Genomic DNA, 15731 nt, shown 5'->3' with positions numbered 1-15731 from the left:
GTCGGCGCTGTGGGTTCGTGCCAACCAAGGTTGGCACCTACCAGAGCGATGCGTCCGTCGCTGGCCGTCAACCGTCATTGGCATCAGAGCAACCCTTCGCGCTTCACCGCCAGGTAGCGCTCCACCAGCGCAGCGGGCAGCGCGTCGGCGGTCACGTCCAGCACCATCACCTTCTCGCTGCGCAGCGCTTCGTGTGCCTTCGCGCGCTGCTGCAGGTACAACGCAGCGGCGCCAGCCTGGGCGGCGTCCTCCAGCGTCTGCACCTCGTCCTCCAGCGCAGCGTCCAGCTCGCGCTCGCGCAGGCTGGCCACGCACACCAGGTGGCGTTGCTGCAGCAGGCGAACGGCTGCCAGCAGGTCCTCGATGTCCTCGTCGCGCACGTTGCTGACCAGCATCACCAGGGCGCGCCGACGCTGGCGCAGTGATACCTCGGTGGCGGCAGCCAGGTAGTCGGTGGCCACCGCGCGCGGCTGCAGGTCGTAGCTGGCGCGCAGCAGGTGCTCGACCGTGCCCATCCCGCGCTGCGGCGCCACCCAGCGGCGCTCGCCACCAGCGGCGAACAGGCCGGCGGCATCGCCCTGGCGCAGGGCCAGGTAGGCCACCACCAGCGAGGCGTTCAATGCATGGTCGAAGTGCGAGAGCCCGCCTTCGCTGGCCAGCATGCGCCGGCCACTGTCGAGCATCAGCAACAGCTGTTGGTTCTTTTCGTCCTGGTATTCGCGCGAGATCAACTTGCGCGCACGCGCGGTAGCCTTCCAGTCGAGCTGGCGCAGGCTGTCACCGACGCGGTACTCGCGCATCTGGTGGAAATCGGTGCCTTCACCGCGGCGGCGTTTGACGTGCGCACCGACCAGCCGCGAGGCCTGGTCGGCACTGAACAACGCAAACCGGGTGAGCGGCACGAAGTTCGGATAGACGCGCACGTCCAATGCCGGTGGCACGGTGCGCTGCTGCCACCACAGCCGCCACGGCGAGCGCATGCGCAGGTGCACGCCTTCGAAGCGGAAGAGCCCGCGCTGCAGCGGTTGCAGGTGGTAGTGCAGGGTGGAGGCGCTGCCGGCCTGCAGCTGCACACGCTGTGGCAGCGATTCCAGCGGCCAGCCACCGGGCACCAGGTCGAACACCTGCACCGTCATCGATGCGTCCGCCTGCAACCGCAGTGCGGCGTCGCGACGTACGCCCAGCGCCAGCGCCTCGGGCAGCTCGCGCTGCACCTGCGGCGAAGGTCGTCGCGCCTGCCGCCACAGGTCCCACAGCGCCGGCAGGGCGATGGCCAGTGCGGCCAGCGCCCAGCCCCCGCGCGGCAGCAGGCCGCCCAGCACCAGGCCGCCCAGCACGGCCCAGGCCAGCAGCAGCACCAGCAGCAGCGGGGACGGCCTCATCGGCGCGGTGCTTCCACCTTGGCCAGCAGTGCACCCAGCACATCGTCGGCGTCCTGGCCTTCGATCTGCAGTTCCGGGGCCAGCGCGATGCGGTGTCGCAGCGCCGGGCGAGCAATGTCGCGCACATCATCCGGAGTGACGAAATCACGACCGGCCAGCACCGCCTGCGCGCGAGACGCACGTACCAGTGCGATGCTGCCGCGCGGCCCGGCACCGACGGCGATCCCCGGCCACTGCCGGGTGGCCGCCACGATCCGCACCGCATAATCGATCACTTCATCATCGACGGTGATCGCGGCAGTGGCGCGCTGCAGTTCCAGCAACTCGCCGGCACCAAGTACGCGCGGCACCTGGCTCAGGTCGAAATCGCTGGCGGCGCGGCCGCTGGTGATCGCAGTCACCATGCGCTTCTCGTCTTCCAGCTGCGGGTAGTCGATCAGCACCTTCAACAGGAAGCGGTCCAGCTGTGCTTCCGGCAGCGGATAGGTCCCTTCCTGCTCCAGCGGGTTCTGCGTGGCCAACGCCATGAACGGCGGCGCCAGGGTGAACGCCTTGCCTTCGATGGTCACCTGGCCTTCCTGCATCACTTCCAGCAGCGCCGACTGGGTCTTGGCCGGTGCGCGGTTGATCTCATCGGCCAGCAGCAGGTTGGTGAACACCGGGCCGCGGCGGATCTTGAAGCTCTCGCTCTTCGGGTCGTACACCGCGTGGCCGCTGACGTCGCTGGGCATCAGGTCGGGGGTGAACTGCACGCGGCCGTAATCCAGTTCCAGGGCCTGTGCCAGCGCACGCACCAGCAGGGTCTTGCCCAGCCCGGGGACGCCCTCGATCAGTACATGGCCACCGGCAAGCAGCGCCACCAGGATCTGGTCCAGCACATCGGCCTGGCCGATGAAGGCATGGCCAACGGCATCGCGGATGGCATCGACGCGTTCGATCAGGCGGGCGTTGGCGGCCGCCGGCAGCTCGGGCACTTCGGTCATAGCAGGGATCTCATCTGGAGCAGCAAGCGGATGCGCTCGCGCAGGGCGGAGGAATCGTGCGGCGGTGGGGGTGTGAGCGCGCTGGCGACGTGGCCCTGCGGCCACTTCAGCAGCTCGGCGATGGCCTGCTCGCGCGGTGCGCCATCGAGTGCGGCGGCGACCGGCGCGCGCAGGCGCAGGCGGTGCAGGAACAGGGCGAGCACGGCGTCGTACAGGCGCGCGCCGTGGCCGAAGCGCAGCAGCAGTTCGCCGCTGGCACGCACATGCTCCAGCAGCGAGCGGCGTTCCAGCAGCGGAGACGGCTGCAGGCTGCCGAAGCGCTGCGAGCGGCCCCACAGCCAACCCAGCAGGGCCAGCAGCAGCGGCACCCACAGCGGCCAGCCATGGTAGAACAGGCGTGCCCACAGCGACGGCGGGCGTCCGGCGTAGACCAGCCAGACCGCACCCCTGCCGTAGTTCGGATCGAGCAGATAGCGGGTCAGGTCGCGGTGGGCCGGATCGTGCAGGCCATCGCTGGGCCTGCCCGCAGCGGCGCCCAGCCGTGCGGCGGGTGTGTCGACCTCGCCACGCATGAACTCCATGTCGGCCAGTACGCTCACCTTGCCCTGGCCATGGCGCAGGCGCGCGAACACCAGGTCGCGGTCACCGCCCCAGCGGCGTTCGGCCTGTGTGCGCGCGGCAAACCCGAGCGTGAAGCGGCGGCCTCCACAGAACTCGCTGTGACCGCTGTCGTCGTCGATATGGAACGGCTGGCAGTCGCTGCGCTGGAACAGGCTGTCCACCCCCAACTGGTCCAGCAAGGGTCCCTGCGTGCTGCCGGTATCGTCCTCCGCCGGGGGCGGTGTGCGCACCAGCAGGTGCCCGCCGCGGTCGACCCAGTCCAGCAGCGGTTTCACGCTCGGTGCCGGCAGTTCGCTGCTGTCCTGCAGCAGCACCACCGTGTCGTGCGGCCCCAGCGTCATCTGCTGCAGGTCCAGCCGTGGTCGTGAATGCACCTCGATGCCGTCGGCGCGCAGGGCCTGGCCGAGCACGTACAGCGGGTTGTAACTGGCCTCGCCCTGCGGCGGCAGGGTGAGCGTCTCGGTCACCCGTTCGTGCGTGCGCAGGTAGAGGATTGTCAGTGGCACGCCGATCAGCACCAGCAGGCCCAGCAGCAACGACCAGAACAGGCGCGGGCTCATGCCTGCCATCCGTACTGCTGGCGCAGCGTGTCGGCCAGCGCGTCGAAGTCGCTGCGGCTGGGCAGGCGGCCACCATAGGCGGCGTACTGCCACATGCGCACGATGCGCGCGAACAGGTCACGGTCGGCGGCCTCCGGCATGCGCCGTGAGGCACGCAGGCACTGCGCCTCGGTGGCGCCGGGGGGCAGCGCGATGCCGCTGCGCTCGCCAACGGTGCGTACGCTGGCGCGGTAGAGCAGGGCCAGCGCCTGCCGTGGCCGGCCCTGGTCCCATAGCAGGCCGGCCTGGGTGGCCACGTCCGGCGGCAGCACCGCGGGCAGTTCCACCGCCTCTTCAACCACCGGCGGCGCGGTACCGGCCTTGCGCCGGCCACTGCCACGCAGCCAGGGCAGCCACATCCGCGCGGTCAGCAGCAGCACCAGCAACAGGATGCCCAGCAGGCCCCACAGGCCCCACTCGGCCAGTCGCGCCAGCCAGGCAATGCCGTCCTTGCGTGCCTTGCGCTCGCCCTTGTTGCCGCTGTCGCCTTGCAGCGGCTTGTCTTCCTTCTTCTTTTCCTCGGCCTGCTCGATCGGCTTCCAGTGCGTGACCTGTCGGGTCGGGTGCTGCAGCGGGTCTTCGTAGGCACGGTTCACCGCCTGGCGGAAACCGGCGGTATCCACCGGTGTGTCGCCGAAGATCATTGCCGGCGTGTTGGCGGGGTCGTTTGCGGCGGTGGCCGGTTCCTCCGCGCTGTCTTCGTCCTCGCCGGCATTGTCGGCGTCGTCGGTGATCGACGGCGCGTCCTGCGCGTCCTGCGCGTGCACCGGTGCGCAGGCCAGTGGCAGCGCCAGGCACAGCAGCAGGGCCAGTGTCGACGCCGCCGGCAGCAGGCGATCGCGCAGGCGGCGCAGGGCGATTTCCACATCCCAGGCTTCCATCTGCGTACGCCGGTTCAAGTACAGGCCGAAGCCGGCACCGACGAAGAACGGACCGATCACTACAGAGGCCAGCCAGCACGCCAGGTTGAAGCCGAAGCGTGCCCACGCCGGCGTGTCCCGGCCGATCATGTCCCAGGCCGCACGCCACGATTCGGACATCAGGTCCAGCGGCATGAACATGAACACCGCACCGATCGCACCGGACACCAGCACCGCTTCGAATGACAGGCAGGTCACCGTCAGCACCGTCGCTGCACCTGCGGCGCCGGCCGCGACCGCGCGACGGCGCGGGCCGCGCTGGTCCGGTGCGTTGCCTTCCAGCAGGTTCACCGGCAGGCACAGGCTGCGCAGCACGCTGAAGCGGCGCCAGCCCAGGTAGCCCCAGAAGCCGGTACCGCCCCAGTGGCGCTGCGCGCGCAGCGCCGCCAGCGTGCCCACCGGTTCTCCAAAGATGCCGCGTGACAACACGTACAACGGCGCGCGTTCGAACAGCGGCTTGCACCACCACATCGCCAGCCACGCCCAGCCGAACGCATCCAGCCACCAACCCAGTGCGTTGAAGACCACGAACAGCGGCACGCTGGCCAGCAGCCAGCTGCCCCACACCGCACGCGCGTGACGGCGGGCGAGGGCGCTGCCCAGCTCCATGGCTTCCCAGCTGCTGCGTGCGCGCAGCACCACGTCCAGGTGGTCAATGCGCATCGCCGGCTCCGCGTCCGCCACGCCACAGCCACAGCAGTACGCCAGCCCACAGCACGCCGGCCACGCTGAACTTGCCCCATGCCGGCACTTCGGCGATCGATGACCAGAACGCTTCGATGAAGGCGGCGACCAGCAGCATGAAGGCTACGCCGAGGCACAGCCGTGCACCGATGCGGCCGCCGTCGACCAGCGCATCCAGCCGGCTGCGCCGGCCCGGTGCCAGCAGCTTCATGCCCAGCTGCAGTCCGGCGCCACCGGCAATAACGATGGCGGTCAGCTCGAACGCGCCATGCCCGGCCACGAAGCGCCAGAACGGGCCGCCGTAGCCGATGTGCTGCAGGTGGCCCGCCACCGCACCGATGGTGACGCCATTGAAGGACAGCACCAGCAGCGTGCCCAGCCCGGCCAGCAGGCCACTGGCGAAGGTGCGCAGGGCGATGCTGATGTTGTTCATGACGTAGTGGCCGAACATCATCCAGTCGGTACCGCTGTCGCGGCCCAGGCGCTCGGCGGCGGGGTCGTACATGCGCTCCATCGCGGCGATCTGGCGGTTGTCCATCAGCATGTGGATCAGGTCCGGATAGACCTGGGCCAGCACGAAGCAGGCCAGTGCCGGCAGCGCGAACATCGCCAGCGCCACCCACATGCTGCGCGCCTGGCTGCGGACCAGCAGCGGGAAGTCGGCCACCAGGAATTCCAGCGCGGCGCGCCAGCGCGTTGGACGCGTGCGGTACAGCACGCTGTGGCCCTGCTGCATCAGCTGCTGCAGGCGCTGCACCAGCTGTGGGCTGTAGCCGCGCTCGCGGGCCAGCGCCAGCTGCTGGCACAGGCGCCGGTAACGCTGCGGGAAGGCAGTGTCATCCAGTGCCAGGCCGCTGGCCTTGCGGCGGGCGCGGCGCGAGGCACCGGCACGCAGCAGCAGCCACTGCTCCAGGTCCTGCCATTCCTGCTGGTAGCGGGCGACGAACTGTTCCTGCTTCATCGCCGCCCCAGCAGCCAATTGGCCATGGCATACAGGCGCAGCACGCCGATCTGGCCCTGCGCACCGGTCAGCGGCTCGGCGATTCCGGCCAGTTCCTGCTGGCGCGCCGCCGACAGCCGCGGCGCGCGTTCGGCGAAGGCCATCAACGCCGCCTGTTCATCCGGGCGCAGCGGCTGCGGCGGGGCCAGCACGCTGTCGATGGTCGGCGGCGGCGGCAGGTACAGCGCCGGCGCATGCACCACCACCGTGCCGGCGACCAGGTCGCCGAGGCGGCGGCCATGGGGGTCGAACAGGCTGCTGACCAGGCCCAGTGCATAGCCGAACGGCAGCATGTCCACGGTACGCAGCAGGTTGCGGGTGATCGATGCCATCCAGCCGACCGGCGCGCCATCGCGCGACAGCACGCGCAGCCCCAGCGCGCGCTTGCCGAGGGTGCGGCCCCACAGCGCCTCGCAGACGATCGGGTAGGCCCAGTAGACCAGGAACATCAGCACCAGGTAGAGGCCGGAACCGAACGTGTCCAGCAGCGCCAGCGGAATCGACATCAGCACCAGCACGGCGACGCGCACGCCAAGATCGACCAGCCAGGCCATCGCCCGCGGCAGCGGGCCGGCCGCCGGCAACTGCAGCAGCACGCCCTCCGGCGTCACCACCTCGCGGTAGGTGTCGAGCATCGGTGCGGCCATCAGCGCGATGGCCTTCGATGTGGGCGCCGGAGTCCTCTCCGGCAGGCAGCCACAGGCATGGGGGTCTCGACAGATCCTGGTCGGGCCCAGACTTTAGCAGAGCCGCATGGCGGCGTTGGCCGCTCAGCCCAGGTATTCGTCCTTCAGCCGCACGTAATGGTCGGCCGAGTAATGCAGCGATTCGATCTCCTTGTCGCTCAGCGTGCGCGCCGGCCGCGCCGGGTTGCCGACCCACAGTTCGCCCTCGCCGACCACCTTGCCCGGGCCGATCACGGCACCGGCACCGACGAAGCCGTGGCGCTCCACGCGGGCTCCGTCGAGGATGCAGGCGCCCATGCCGATCAGGCTGTAATCACCGATCGTGCAGGCATGGATGATGCAGCCATGGCCGACGGTGACGCCCTCGCCGATCAGCGTCGGGTAGCCGGCCTTGTTGTAGGGGCTGTGGTGGCTGACGTGGATGATGGTGCCGTCCTGCACGTTGGTGCGCGCACCGATGCGCACGTAGTTGACGTCGCCCCGGATGACCGTGCCCGGCCAGATCGACACGTCGTCGGCCAGCTCCACGTCACCGATGACGGTGCAGGCCGGATCGATGTACACGCGCTCGCCGAGGACGGGCATCTTGTCGCGGAAGGGGCGCAGCGGGTTCATCGGTGTCTCCGAAAATCAGGGCATTCGCGACGATGATACGCGCGTGGTCCGCACGCCGCGTGCCTGCCACGGGGTAGTGCCGGCCGCTGGCCGGCAACCTCATGGGCGCACCTGGATTTCCGTGGTTGCCGGCCAGCGGCCGGCACTACCCGTTTGCTAGGGTTCGTAGCTGTAACCCATCCCGTACACCGATCGGATCGGCTCGCCTTCCATGCCGGCATCGGCCAGCTTGCGGCGCAGGTTGCGCACATGGCTGTCGACGGTGCGGTCGACCACCACGCGGTGGTCCAGATAGAGGCGGTCAAGCAGTTCATCGCGTGCCCAGATCCGGCCGGGCGTGGCCAGCAGGGTGCGCAGCAGGCGGTACTCCACCGGGGTCAGGTCCAGGCCCTTGCCGTTCCAGGTGGCACGCGCGGCCGGTTCGTCGATGTGCAGGCCGCTGTTGGTGCGCGCGGCCGGGTCCGGCCTGTAGCGGCGCAGCACCGCCACCACCCGCGCCACCACTTCGCGCGGACTGAACGGCTTGCAGATGTAGTCGTCGGCGCCGATCTCCAGTCCCAGCAGGCGGTCGATCTCCTCCACCCGCGCGGTGACCATGATCACCGGCACGTTGCTGCTGGCGCGCAGCTCGCGGCACAGATCCACGCCATCGCGCTGCGGCAGCATCAGGTCCAGCAGCACCAGATCGGGCTGGTAGCGCGCGAAGGCCTCGATCACCTGGCCGCCATCATCCACCCATTCGCTGACCATGCCCGCCGCGGCCAGGTAGTCGCGCAGCACGGCGGCCAGGCGCGGTTCGTCCTCAACGATGAGAATCTTCGCCGGTGCGGCGGGCGATGTGCTGGCGGGGGAGGTGCTCATGCAGGCTCCGGCAGGGTGATGACCACGCGCAGCCCACCCAGCGGCGAGGGTTCGGCGTGGATCTGGCCGTGGTGGGCAAGAACGATGTTGTGGCTGATGGCCAGGCCCAGTCCGCTGCCACCGCTGGCACGATTGCGCGAGCTTTCCACCCGGTAGAAGCGCTCGAACAGCAGCGCACATTTTTCCGCCGGCACGCCCGGTGCGGTGTCTTCCACGATCAGCTGTACGCCGGCAGGCACCCGTGCGGCCTGCACGAGTACGCGGCCGCCGGCATGGGTGTAGCGCAGCGCGTTCTCCAGCAGGTTGGCCAGCACCTGCTGCAGGCGCCGCTCATCGCCGGAGACAGGCAGCGGGCCGGCCGGCAGGTCTTCTTCCAGCGCCAGGCCCGCATTGGCGAAGCGCACGCGCATGCCATTGAGTTCACTGCGCAGCAGCGCCACCAGGTCCAGCGGGGCGAAACGGTAGGCCAGGCCGCCGGACTGGGTCATCGACAGGTCGTGCAGGTCGTCGATCAGCTTGCCAAGCTGGCGGATCTCGCCCTGCAGGGCACCAAGATTGGCGCGGTCCAGCGGGCGGATGCCGTCCTCGATCGCCTCCAGCTCGGCACGCACCACCGCCAGCGGCGTACGCAGCTCGTGCGAGATGTCGGCGATGAAGGCACGGCGGTTGCGCTCGGTGTCGTCCAACGCCTGCGCCATCCGGTTGAAGTCGTTGACCAGTGCATCCAGCTCGTCGTCGCTGGTGCGCTCGATGCGGGTGGCATAGTCGCCGGCGGCGAGCCGGTGGGTGGCCGCCGCGAGCTTGGCCAGACGCTGGCGCAGCGCGCGTGACACCAGCCAGGCCAGCAGCACCGTCACCAGCAGCAGCGAGATGCCGATCACCCACCAGGCGCGCATCTGGGTGTTGTAGAAGTTCAGGTCGTTGGTGGCGATGACGGTCTGGAACGGCACCATGCCCAGCCAGCCCACCGTGTGCCCGTCCACCTGCACCGCGTGCGGCTCGTCATCGCTGGTCGCGTCGGGATTGCCTGCCACGTAGCGGTGCCGTGCATCGAACAGGCCCAGCCGCGACGGAACGCCAGTCTGGTCGGACAGTGGTGGCACCGGCCCTTCATGCCCATGCGCCAGGTCCGGGCGCAGCATCCGCGCCCAGCGATCGCTGTCACCGCGCAGGTGGTCCCAGCCGTCGTGCTCGCGGAATTCGCGCTGCAGGTGCGGCATCAGGCGCTGCATGCGCAGGTCGCCCTGGTCGTTGAGGTAGTCCAGGAAGCCGGTCTGGAACGCCACGCGGCTGGCAATGCCGTTCACTGCCAGCACCAGCAGGCAGGCAGTGAAGATCGCGAGGAAAGTCTTCGCGGTCAGGCCGAATTTGAGTCGAATCTTCGCCATCGCGGGGGCCATTAGCAGCGCATGCGGCGCCGAAAGCAAGCGCCAGCTGAGCCGGTCGCACAATCTCCATATTCTCTGCACAGTTCCACGGCAGCGTGCCCGGGTCAACGCAAGGCCCCCACGCCCCCCATGTCACTCCCGCGCCCGCTGTCCCGTTCTTCCCATCCCCTGCTGCTGCCGCTGCTGCTGGCCCTGGCCGCCTGTTCCGCCGGCAGGACCGAAGCGCCGGCCGCGCCTGAAGTGGGCATCATCACCGCCAGCGCGCAGCCGCTGGCGCTGCAGCAGACCCTGCCCGGCCGCGCAGTGCCGTTCGAAGTGTCCGAGGTGCGGCCGCAGATCGGTGGACTGATCCGCCAGCGGCTGTTCACCGAAGGCCAGCAGGTCAAGGCCGGCCAGCTGTTGTACCAGGTCGACCCGGCGCCGTACCAGGCGGCCTTCGACACCGCCCGTGGCCAGCTGGCCCAGGCCGAGGCCACCGTGCTGTCGGCGCAACCGAAGGCCGAGCGCACCCGCGCGCTGGTGAGCATGGACGCGGCCAGCAAGCAGGATGCCGACGATGCCACCTCGGCGCTGAAGCAGGCCCAGGCCAACGTGATTGCCGCGCGCGCTGCGCTGCAGGCCGCCCGCATCAACCTCGGCTACACGCGGGTAACCGCACCGATCGACGGCCGTATCGGCACCTCCAGCGTCACTGCCGGCGCGCTGGTCGCCGCGGGCCAGGACGCCGCGCTGACCACCATCCAGCGGCTGGACCCGGTGTACCTGGATGTCACCCAGTCCAGCACGCAGATGCTGGCGTTGCGCAAGCAGCTCGATGCCGGCCTGGTGAAGGCCATTGATGGCAAGGCACAGGTGAAGGTCGTGCTGGAGGACGGCAGCACCTATGCCCATGAAGGCACGCTGGAATTCGTCGGCAGTGCGGTCGATCCGGGTACCGGCAACGTGGTGCTGCGCGCGGTCATTCCGAACCCGGACGGCCTGCTGCTGCCGGGCATGTACCTGAAGGCGGTGCTGCCGATGGCCACCGATGCGCGCGCGCTGCTGGTGCCGCAGAAGGCGGTGGTGCGCAATGAGCGCGGCGAGCCGCTGCTGCGCCTGCTCGACGCCAAGGACCACGTCATCGAGCGCCGGGTCAGCACCGGCCAGGTGGTGGGCAACCAGTGGCAGATCACGCAGGGCCTGAAGGCCGGCGAGCGGGTGATCGTCAGCAACGGCAGCGCGGTAGCGCTGGGCCAGCAGGTGAAGGCGGTGGCGGCCACCACCGCGCAGCTGGCAGCAATGCCGGCGATCGACCCGAACGGCAACACCGACGAAAAGTCGCACTGAGGTTGCCGCGCATGGTTCGTTTCTTCATCGACCGGCCGATCTTCGCCTGGGTGATCGCCATCGCGGTCAGCCTGCTCGGCCTGCTTGCGATCCTGATCCTGCCGGTGGACCGCTACCCGCAGATCGCCCCGCCCACCATCACCATCCGCGCCACCTACACCGGCGCTTCGTCGCAGACCGTGGAAAACGCGGTCACCCAGGTCATCGAGCAGTCCCAGCAGAGCCTGGACCACCTGATGTACATGACCTCCACCAGTGCTTCCGATGGCTCGGCGCAGGTCAACCTGGTGTTCGCCACCGGCACCAATCCGGATACGGCGCAGGTGCAGGTGCAGAACCAGCTGCAGGCCGCGATGGCCACGCTGCCGCAAGCGGTGCAGCAGAACGGCCTGACCATCACCAAGTCCAGTGGTTCGATCTTCGAGGTGCTGTCGTTCACCAGCGAAGACGGCAGCATGGACAACTTCGATGTCGCCAACTTCATGGAAGCGCGCATCGATGACCAGATCAGCCGCGTCAGTGGTGTTGGCAACATCCAGCCGATCGGCCAGGAATACGCCATGCGTATCTGGCTGGACCCGGAAAAGATGCGCCAGTACGCACTGATGCCGTCGGATGTCGAGACCGCACTGCAGGCGCAGAACACCGACGTGTCGGCCGGTGAGCTGGGGGGCCAGCCGGCACTGAAGGGCCAGCAGCTGGACGCGACCGTGACCGCGCGCAGCCGCCTGCACACCCCCGAGCAGTTCGCGCAGGTGGTGCTCAAGGCCGATGCCAACGGCAGCGTCGTGCACCTGGGCGACGTGGCAACGATCGGCCTGGGGCCGGAGAGCTACGACAGCATCAGTACCTTCAACGGCAAGCCGTCAGCCTCGCTGGGCATCGAGCTCAATGCCGGTGCCAATGCCATCGCCGTCTCCAAGGCCATCGATGCACGGCTTCAGCAGCTGCAGAAGTACTGGCCGCATGGCTACACCGCCCACGTGGCCTTCACCACCACCCCGTTCGTGACCATCTCGCTGAAGGAAGTGGTGATCACCCTGATCGAGGCGATCATCCTGGTAGTGCTGGTGATGTACCTGTTCCTGCAGAACTGGCGGGCCACGCTGATCCCGACCATCGCGGTGCCGGTGGTGCTGCTGGGTACGTTCGGCGTGCTGGCCGCGTTCGGCTATTCCATCAACACCCTGACCATGTTCGCGCTGGTGCTGGCCATCGGCCTGCTGGTGGACGATGCCATCGTGGTGGTGGAGAACGTGGAGCGGGTGATGACCTTCGAAGGGCTGGCCCCGAAGCCGGCCACGCTGAAGGCCATGGGCCAGATTACCGGCGCGCTGGTCGGCATCGTGCTGGTGTTGACTGCAGTGTTCCTGCCGATGGCGTTCTTCAGCGGTGTCACCGGCGTGATCTATCGGCAGTTCTCGGTGACGATTGCTGCGGCGATGATCCTGTCGGTGCTGGTGGCGATGACCATTACGCCGGCCCTGTGCGGCAGCATCCTGCACCAGATTCCCAAGGGCGGGCATCCGCACGGCGACCACGGCGGCGAACCGAGCCTGCTGGGCAAGTTCTTCATCTGGTTCAATCATCGTTTCGAGCGCACGTCGAATGGGCTGCGTCGTCGTGTGGATGGTTTTCTTGGCCGGCGCGCGCTGGGCATGCTGTTCTACCTGGTGCTGAGCGTAGGCACCGGCCTGCTGCTGTGGCACCTGCCAGGTGCGTTCCTGCCCGATGAAGACCAGGGCATGCTCAATGCGCTGGTGAAGCTGCCGGCCGGCTCCACCCTGGAGCAGACCCGTGCGGTGATGGACCGCCTCAGTGCCGCCGCGGTGAAGGACGACAGCGTGCTCTCGATCCAGGCCACCGCCGGCTTCAGCGTCACCGGCAGCGGCCAGAATGTCGGCCAGGCCTTCATCCGCCTGAAGGACTGGGACGACCGCAAGGACGATGCCGATACCATCGCCGCGCGGCTGACCCGGGCGATGTCCAGCGTGCCCGACGCGCAGGTGTTCATCACTTCGCCACCGGCCATCCTCGGCCTCGGCGATGCCGGCGGCTTCACCCTGGAACTTCAGGACGAGGGCGGTGCCGGCCATGCCGCCGCCGTGGCCGCGCGCAACACGCTGCTGAAGGAGGCTGCCAGGGATCCGAAGCTGGTCAACGTGCGCTACGCCAGCCTGGAGGACGCGCCGGTGTACGCGGTGAAGGTGGACGATGCCAAGGCACAGGCCATGGGCGTGAATCCGCAGGACGTCAATGACACCTTGAATGCCGCGCTGGGCGGCGATTTCGTCAACAACTTCATCTACAAGGGTCGCATCAAGAAGGTGTTCATCCAGGGCACGGCGGAAGCGCGCATGCAGCCGCAGGACATCGAGCGCTGGAGCGTGCGCAACCAGGCAGGGCAGATGGTGCCGCTGTCGTCGCTGATCAGCACGCATTGGACCAGCGCACCGGCTGCACTGCAGCGCTACAACGGTGTGTCGGCGATGGAAATCACCGGCCAGCCAGCGCCGGGTGTCAGCTCCGGCGAGGCGATGGCCGAGATCGCGCGCCTGGCCGACACCTTGCCGGAAGGCTTCAGCCACGCGTGGTCGGACATGGCCTATCAGGAACAGCTGTCGGGCAACCAGGCGCCGATGCTGTACGCCATCTCGCTGCTGTTCGTGTTCCTGTGCCTGGCCGCGCTGTATGAAAGCTGGGCGGTACCGTTCGCGGTGATGCTGGCGGTACCGGTGGGCGTGTTCGGTGCGGTACTGATGATGAACCTGCGCGGCCTCAACAATGACGTGTACTTCCAGGTCGGCCTGCTGACCACGATTGGGTTGGCGGCCAAGAACGGCATCCTGATCGTCGAGTTCGCGCGCATCCTCGAGCAGCAGGGCAAGACCACCCGCGAGGCGATCCTGCAGGCGGTCTACCTGCGGCTGCGGCCGATCGTGATGACCTCGCTGGCGTTCCTGATGGGCGTGCTGCCGCTGGTGTTCGCCACCGGTGCCGGCTCGGCCGCGCGCCGTTCGCTGGGTACCGGCGTGGCCGGCGGTACGGTCGCCTCGATGGTGCTGGGCATGTTCTTCGTGCCGTTGTTCTACCTGCTGGTGCGCCGCCTGTTCCCGGGCCGCGCGCCGGCCGAAGCCACTGCCCCGGAGGCAAGCCCATGAAGCCGATGCTGCTGCGCGCCCTGGCGGCCGCCACCATGACCACAGTGCTGGGAGGCTGCGTGAGCATGGCGCCGCGCTACCAGCGCCCCGAGGCGCCGGTGCCGGCGCAGTTCGGCAATGCTGCAACAGGCGAGGCCGATTCGGGGTTGGCGATGCCGGCCTGGCGCGAGGTGTTCGTGGAGCCGCGCCTGCAGCAGGTGATCGCGCTGGCGCTGCAGAACAACCGCGACCTGCGCGTGGCGGTGCTGCAGGTCGAAAAAGAGCGGGCGCAGTACCGTATCCAGCGTGCGGCATGGCTGCCGTCGGTGGACGCCAGTGGCAGCGTCACCCGCTCGCGCGTGAGCGATGCCAACAGTGAGACCGGGGCCACCCAGATAACCGAAGCCGATGCCGTGCAGGTCGGCATCAGCAGCTGGGAGCTGGACCTGTTCGGGCGCATCCGCAGCTTGAACAACGAAGCGCTGCAGAACTGGCTGGCCAGCGCCGAGAACCAGCGTGCAGCGCGTACCAGCCTGGTGGCCGAAGTGGCGACGGCCTGGCTGGCATTGGCCGCCGATGAGCAGTCGCTGGCATTCACGCAACAGACCCTGGACAGCCAGCAGCAGACCCTGCAGCGCACCGAGGCCCGTCATGCACAGGGGCTGGCCTCGGGCCTGGACCTGTCGCAGGTGCAGACCAGCGTGGAGGCCGCGCGCGGTGCGCTGGCCAGGCTGCAGACCCAGCAGGCGCAGGATCGTGATGCGCTGCAGTTGCTGGTGGGGGCACCGCTGGATGCCGCGCTGCTGCCCAGCGCGCACGTACTGGATGGCAGCGTGGCACTGGCACCGTTGCCGGCCAACCTGCCGTCGGGCGTGCTGCTGCAGCGCCCGGACGTGCTCTCAGCCGAGCACGCGCTGCAGGCGGCCAATGCCGATATCGGTGCCGCGCGCGCGGCGTTCTTCCCGACGCTGACCCTCACCGCCAACTACGGCCACAGCTCCACCGCGTTGTCGACGCTGTTCTCGGCCGGCACCCGTGGCTGGTCGTTTGCACCCAGCATCACCGCACCGATCTTCCACGCGGGCGCATTGAAGGCTTCGCTGGATGCCTCGAAGATCGGCAAGGACATCGGCATCGCGCAGTACGAGAAGGCGATCCAGCAGGCCTTCAGTGAAGTGGCCGATGCGCTGGCCGTGCGCGATCACCTGGCCACGCAGATGGACGCGCAGCGGGCGCTGGTGGCCGCCAGCCAGCGCAGCTACACGCTGGCCGATGCGCGCTACCGCACCGGGTTGGACGGCTACCTTCAGGCACTGGATGCGCAGCGCAGCCTGTATGCGGCGCAGCAGGACCTGATCGCCCTGCAGCAGCAGGAGGCAGGCAACCGGGTGACGTTGTTCAAGGTGCTGGGCGGGGGCGCCGACGCGCGATAACGCGCTAGCGCGGGTGTGTGCGTCTTCCGCTCCGGTGGGTGCCGACCTTGGTCGGCACGAATGCCTTCATCCACGCATGGCGTGGATCTACCG

The 15731-nt window shown here is 68.7% G+C and carries 12 protein-coding genes; 3 read left to right on the top strand and 9 right to left on the bottom strand.

From position 1 onward, the window contains the following. Window positions 1-83: 83 nt before the first annotated feature. From K5L94_RS21015 to baeS, 9 genes are all read right to left on the bottom strand, one after another. Window positions 84-1382, bottom strand: coding sequence for a DUF58 domain-containing protein (locus K5L94_RS21015; protein ID WP_053451094.1), 1299 nt, complete (start codon window positions 1380-1382; stop codon window positions 84-86). Further along, on the bottom strand, window positions 1379-2365 hold the full coding sequence (locus tag K5L94_RS21010) for an AAA family ATPase (protein WP_005411535.1): 987 nt from the start codon (window positions 2363-2365) through the stop codon (window positions 1379-1381). Before K5L94_RS21010 ends, K5L94_RS21015 begins: the two co-directional genes overlap by 4 nt. Continuing rightward, window positions 2362-3546, bottom strand: a complete 1185-nt coding sequence (locus K5L94_RS21005) for a DUF4350 domain-containing protein (RefSeq protein ID WP_180879470.1) — start codon at window positions 3544-3546, stop codon at window positions 2362-2364. Before K5L94_RS21005 ends, K5L94_RS21010 begins: the two co-directional genes overlap by 4 nt. Then, window positions 3543-5168, bottom strand: a complete 1626-nt coding sequence (locus tag K5L94_RS21000; protein ID WP_274511305.1) for a DUF4129 domain-containing protein — start codon at window positions 5166-5168, stop codon at window positions 3543-3545. Before K5L94_RS21000 ends, K5L94_RS21005 begins: the two co-directional genes overlap by 4 nt. Next, a complete protein-coding gene (locus K5L94_RS20995; RefSeq protein ID WP_053451092.1) occupies window positions 5158-6150 on the bottom strand; it encodes a stage II sporulation protein M in 993 nt (330 codons plus the stop codon). Before K5L94_RS20995 ends, K5L94_RS21000 begins: the two co-directional genes overlap by 11 nt. After that, window positions 6147-6836 (bottom strand): RDD family protein, encoded by a 690-nt coding sequence (locus tag K5L94_RS20990; RefSeq protein ID WP_006475444.1) that lies wholly within the window; start codon window positions 6834-6836, stop codon window positions 6147-6149. Before K5L94_RS20990 ends, K5L94_RS20995 begins: the two co-directional genes overlap by 4 nt. Window positions 6837-6959: 123 nt before the next feature. Next, window positions 6960-7490: a gamma carbonic anhydrase family protein gene (locus K5L94_RS20985; RefSeq protein ID WP_006475442.1), complete on the bottom strand. Its 531-nt coding sequence runs from the start codon at window positions 7488-7490 to the stop codon at window positions 6960-6962. A 156-nt stretch (window positions 7491-7646) separates the two neighbouring features. Next, complete coding sequence (locus K5L94_RS20980) at window positions 7647-8351, bottom strand: response regulator (protein ID WP_008266010.1); 705 nt, start codon at window positions 8349-8351, stop codon at window positions 7647-7649. After that, a complete protein-coding gene (gene baeS, locus K5L94_RS20975) occupies window positions 8348-9751 on the bottom strand; it encodes a sensor histidine kinase efflux regulator BaeS (RefSeq protein WP_274511304.1) in 1404 nt (467 codons plus the stop codon). The genes K5L94_RS20980 and baeS overlap by 4 nt, the downstream gene beginning before the upstream one ends. A gap of 117 nt (window positions 9752-9868) precedes the next feature. Between baeS and smeA the strand changes: the two genes are divergently transcribed. Genes smeA through smeC form a run of 3 tightly spaced genes read left to right on the top strand, consistent with a single transcriptional unit; the run spans window position 9869 to window position 15638 of the window. Further along, entirely contained in the window at window positions 9869-11065 is a 1197-nt protein-coding gene (gene smeA, locus K5L94_RS20970; RefSeq protein WP_274511303.1) for a multidrug efflux RND transporter periplasmic adaptor subunit SmeA, read from the top strand. 11 nt (window positions 11066-11076) lie between these two features. Continuing rightward, on the top strand, window positions 11077-14226 hold the full coding sequence (gene smeB, locus K5L94_RS20965; RefSeq protein ID WP_274511302.1) for a multidrug efflux RND transporter permease subunit SmeB: 3150 nt from the start codon (window positions 11077-11079) through the stop codon (window positions 14224-14226). Next, complete coding sequence (smeC, locus tag K5L94_RS20960) at window positions 14223-15638, top strand: multidrug efflux transporter outer membrane subunit SmeC (protein ID WP_180881017.1); 1416 nt, start codon at window positions 14223-14225, stop codon at window positions 15636-15638. The genes smeB and smeC overlap by 4 nt, the downstream gene beginning before the upstream one ends. Window positions 15639-15731 lie beyond the last annotated feature (93 nt).

Source organism: Stenotrophomonas forensis (genome assembly GCF_028752115.1).
In the GTDB taxonomy this organism is placed as follows: domain Bacteria; phylum Pseudomonadota; class Gammaproteobacteria; order Xanthomonadales; family Xanthomonadaceae; genus Stenotrophomonas; species Stenotrophomonas forensis.
This window is presented reverse-complemented; position numbering and strand designations above follow the sequence as displayed.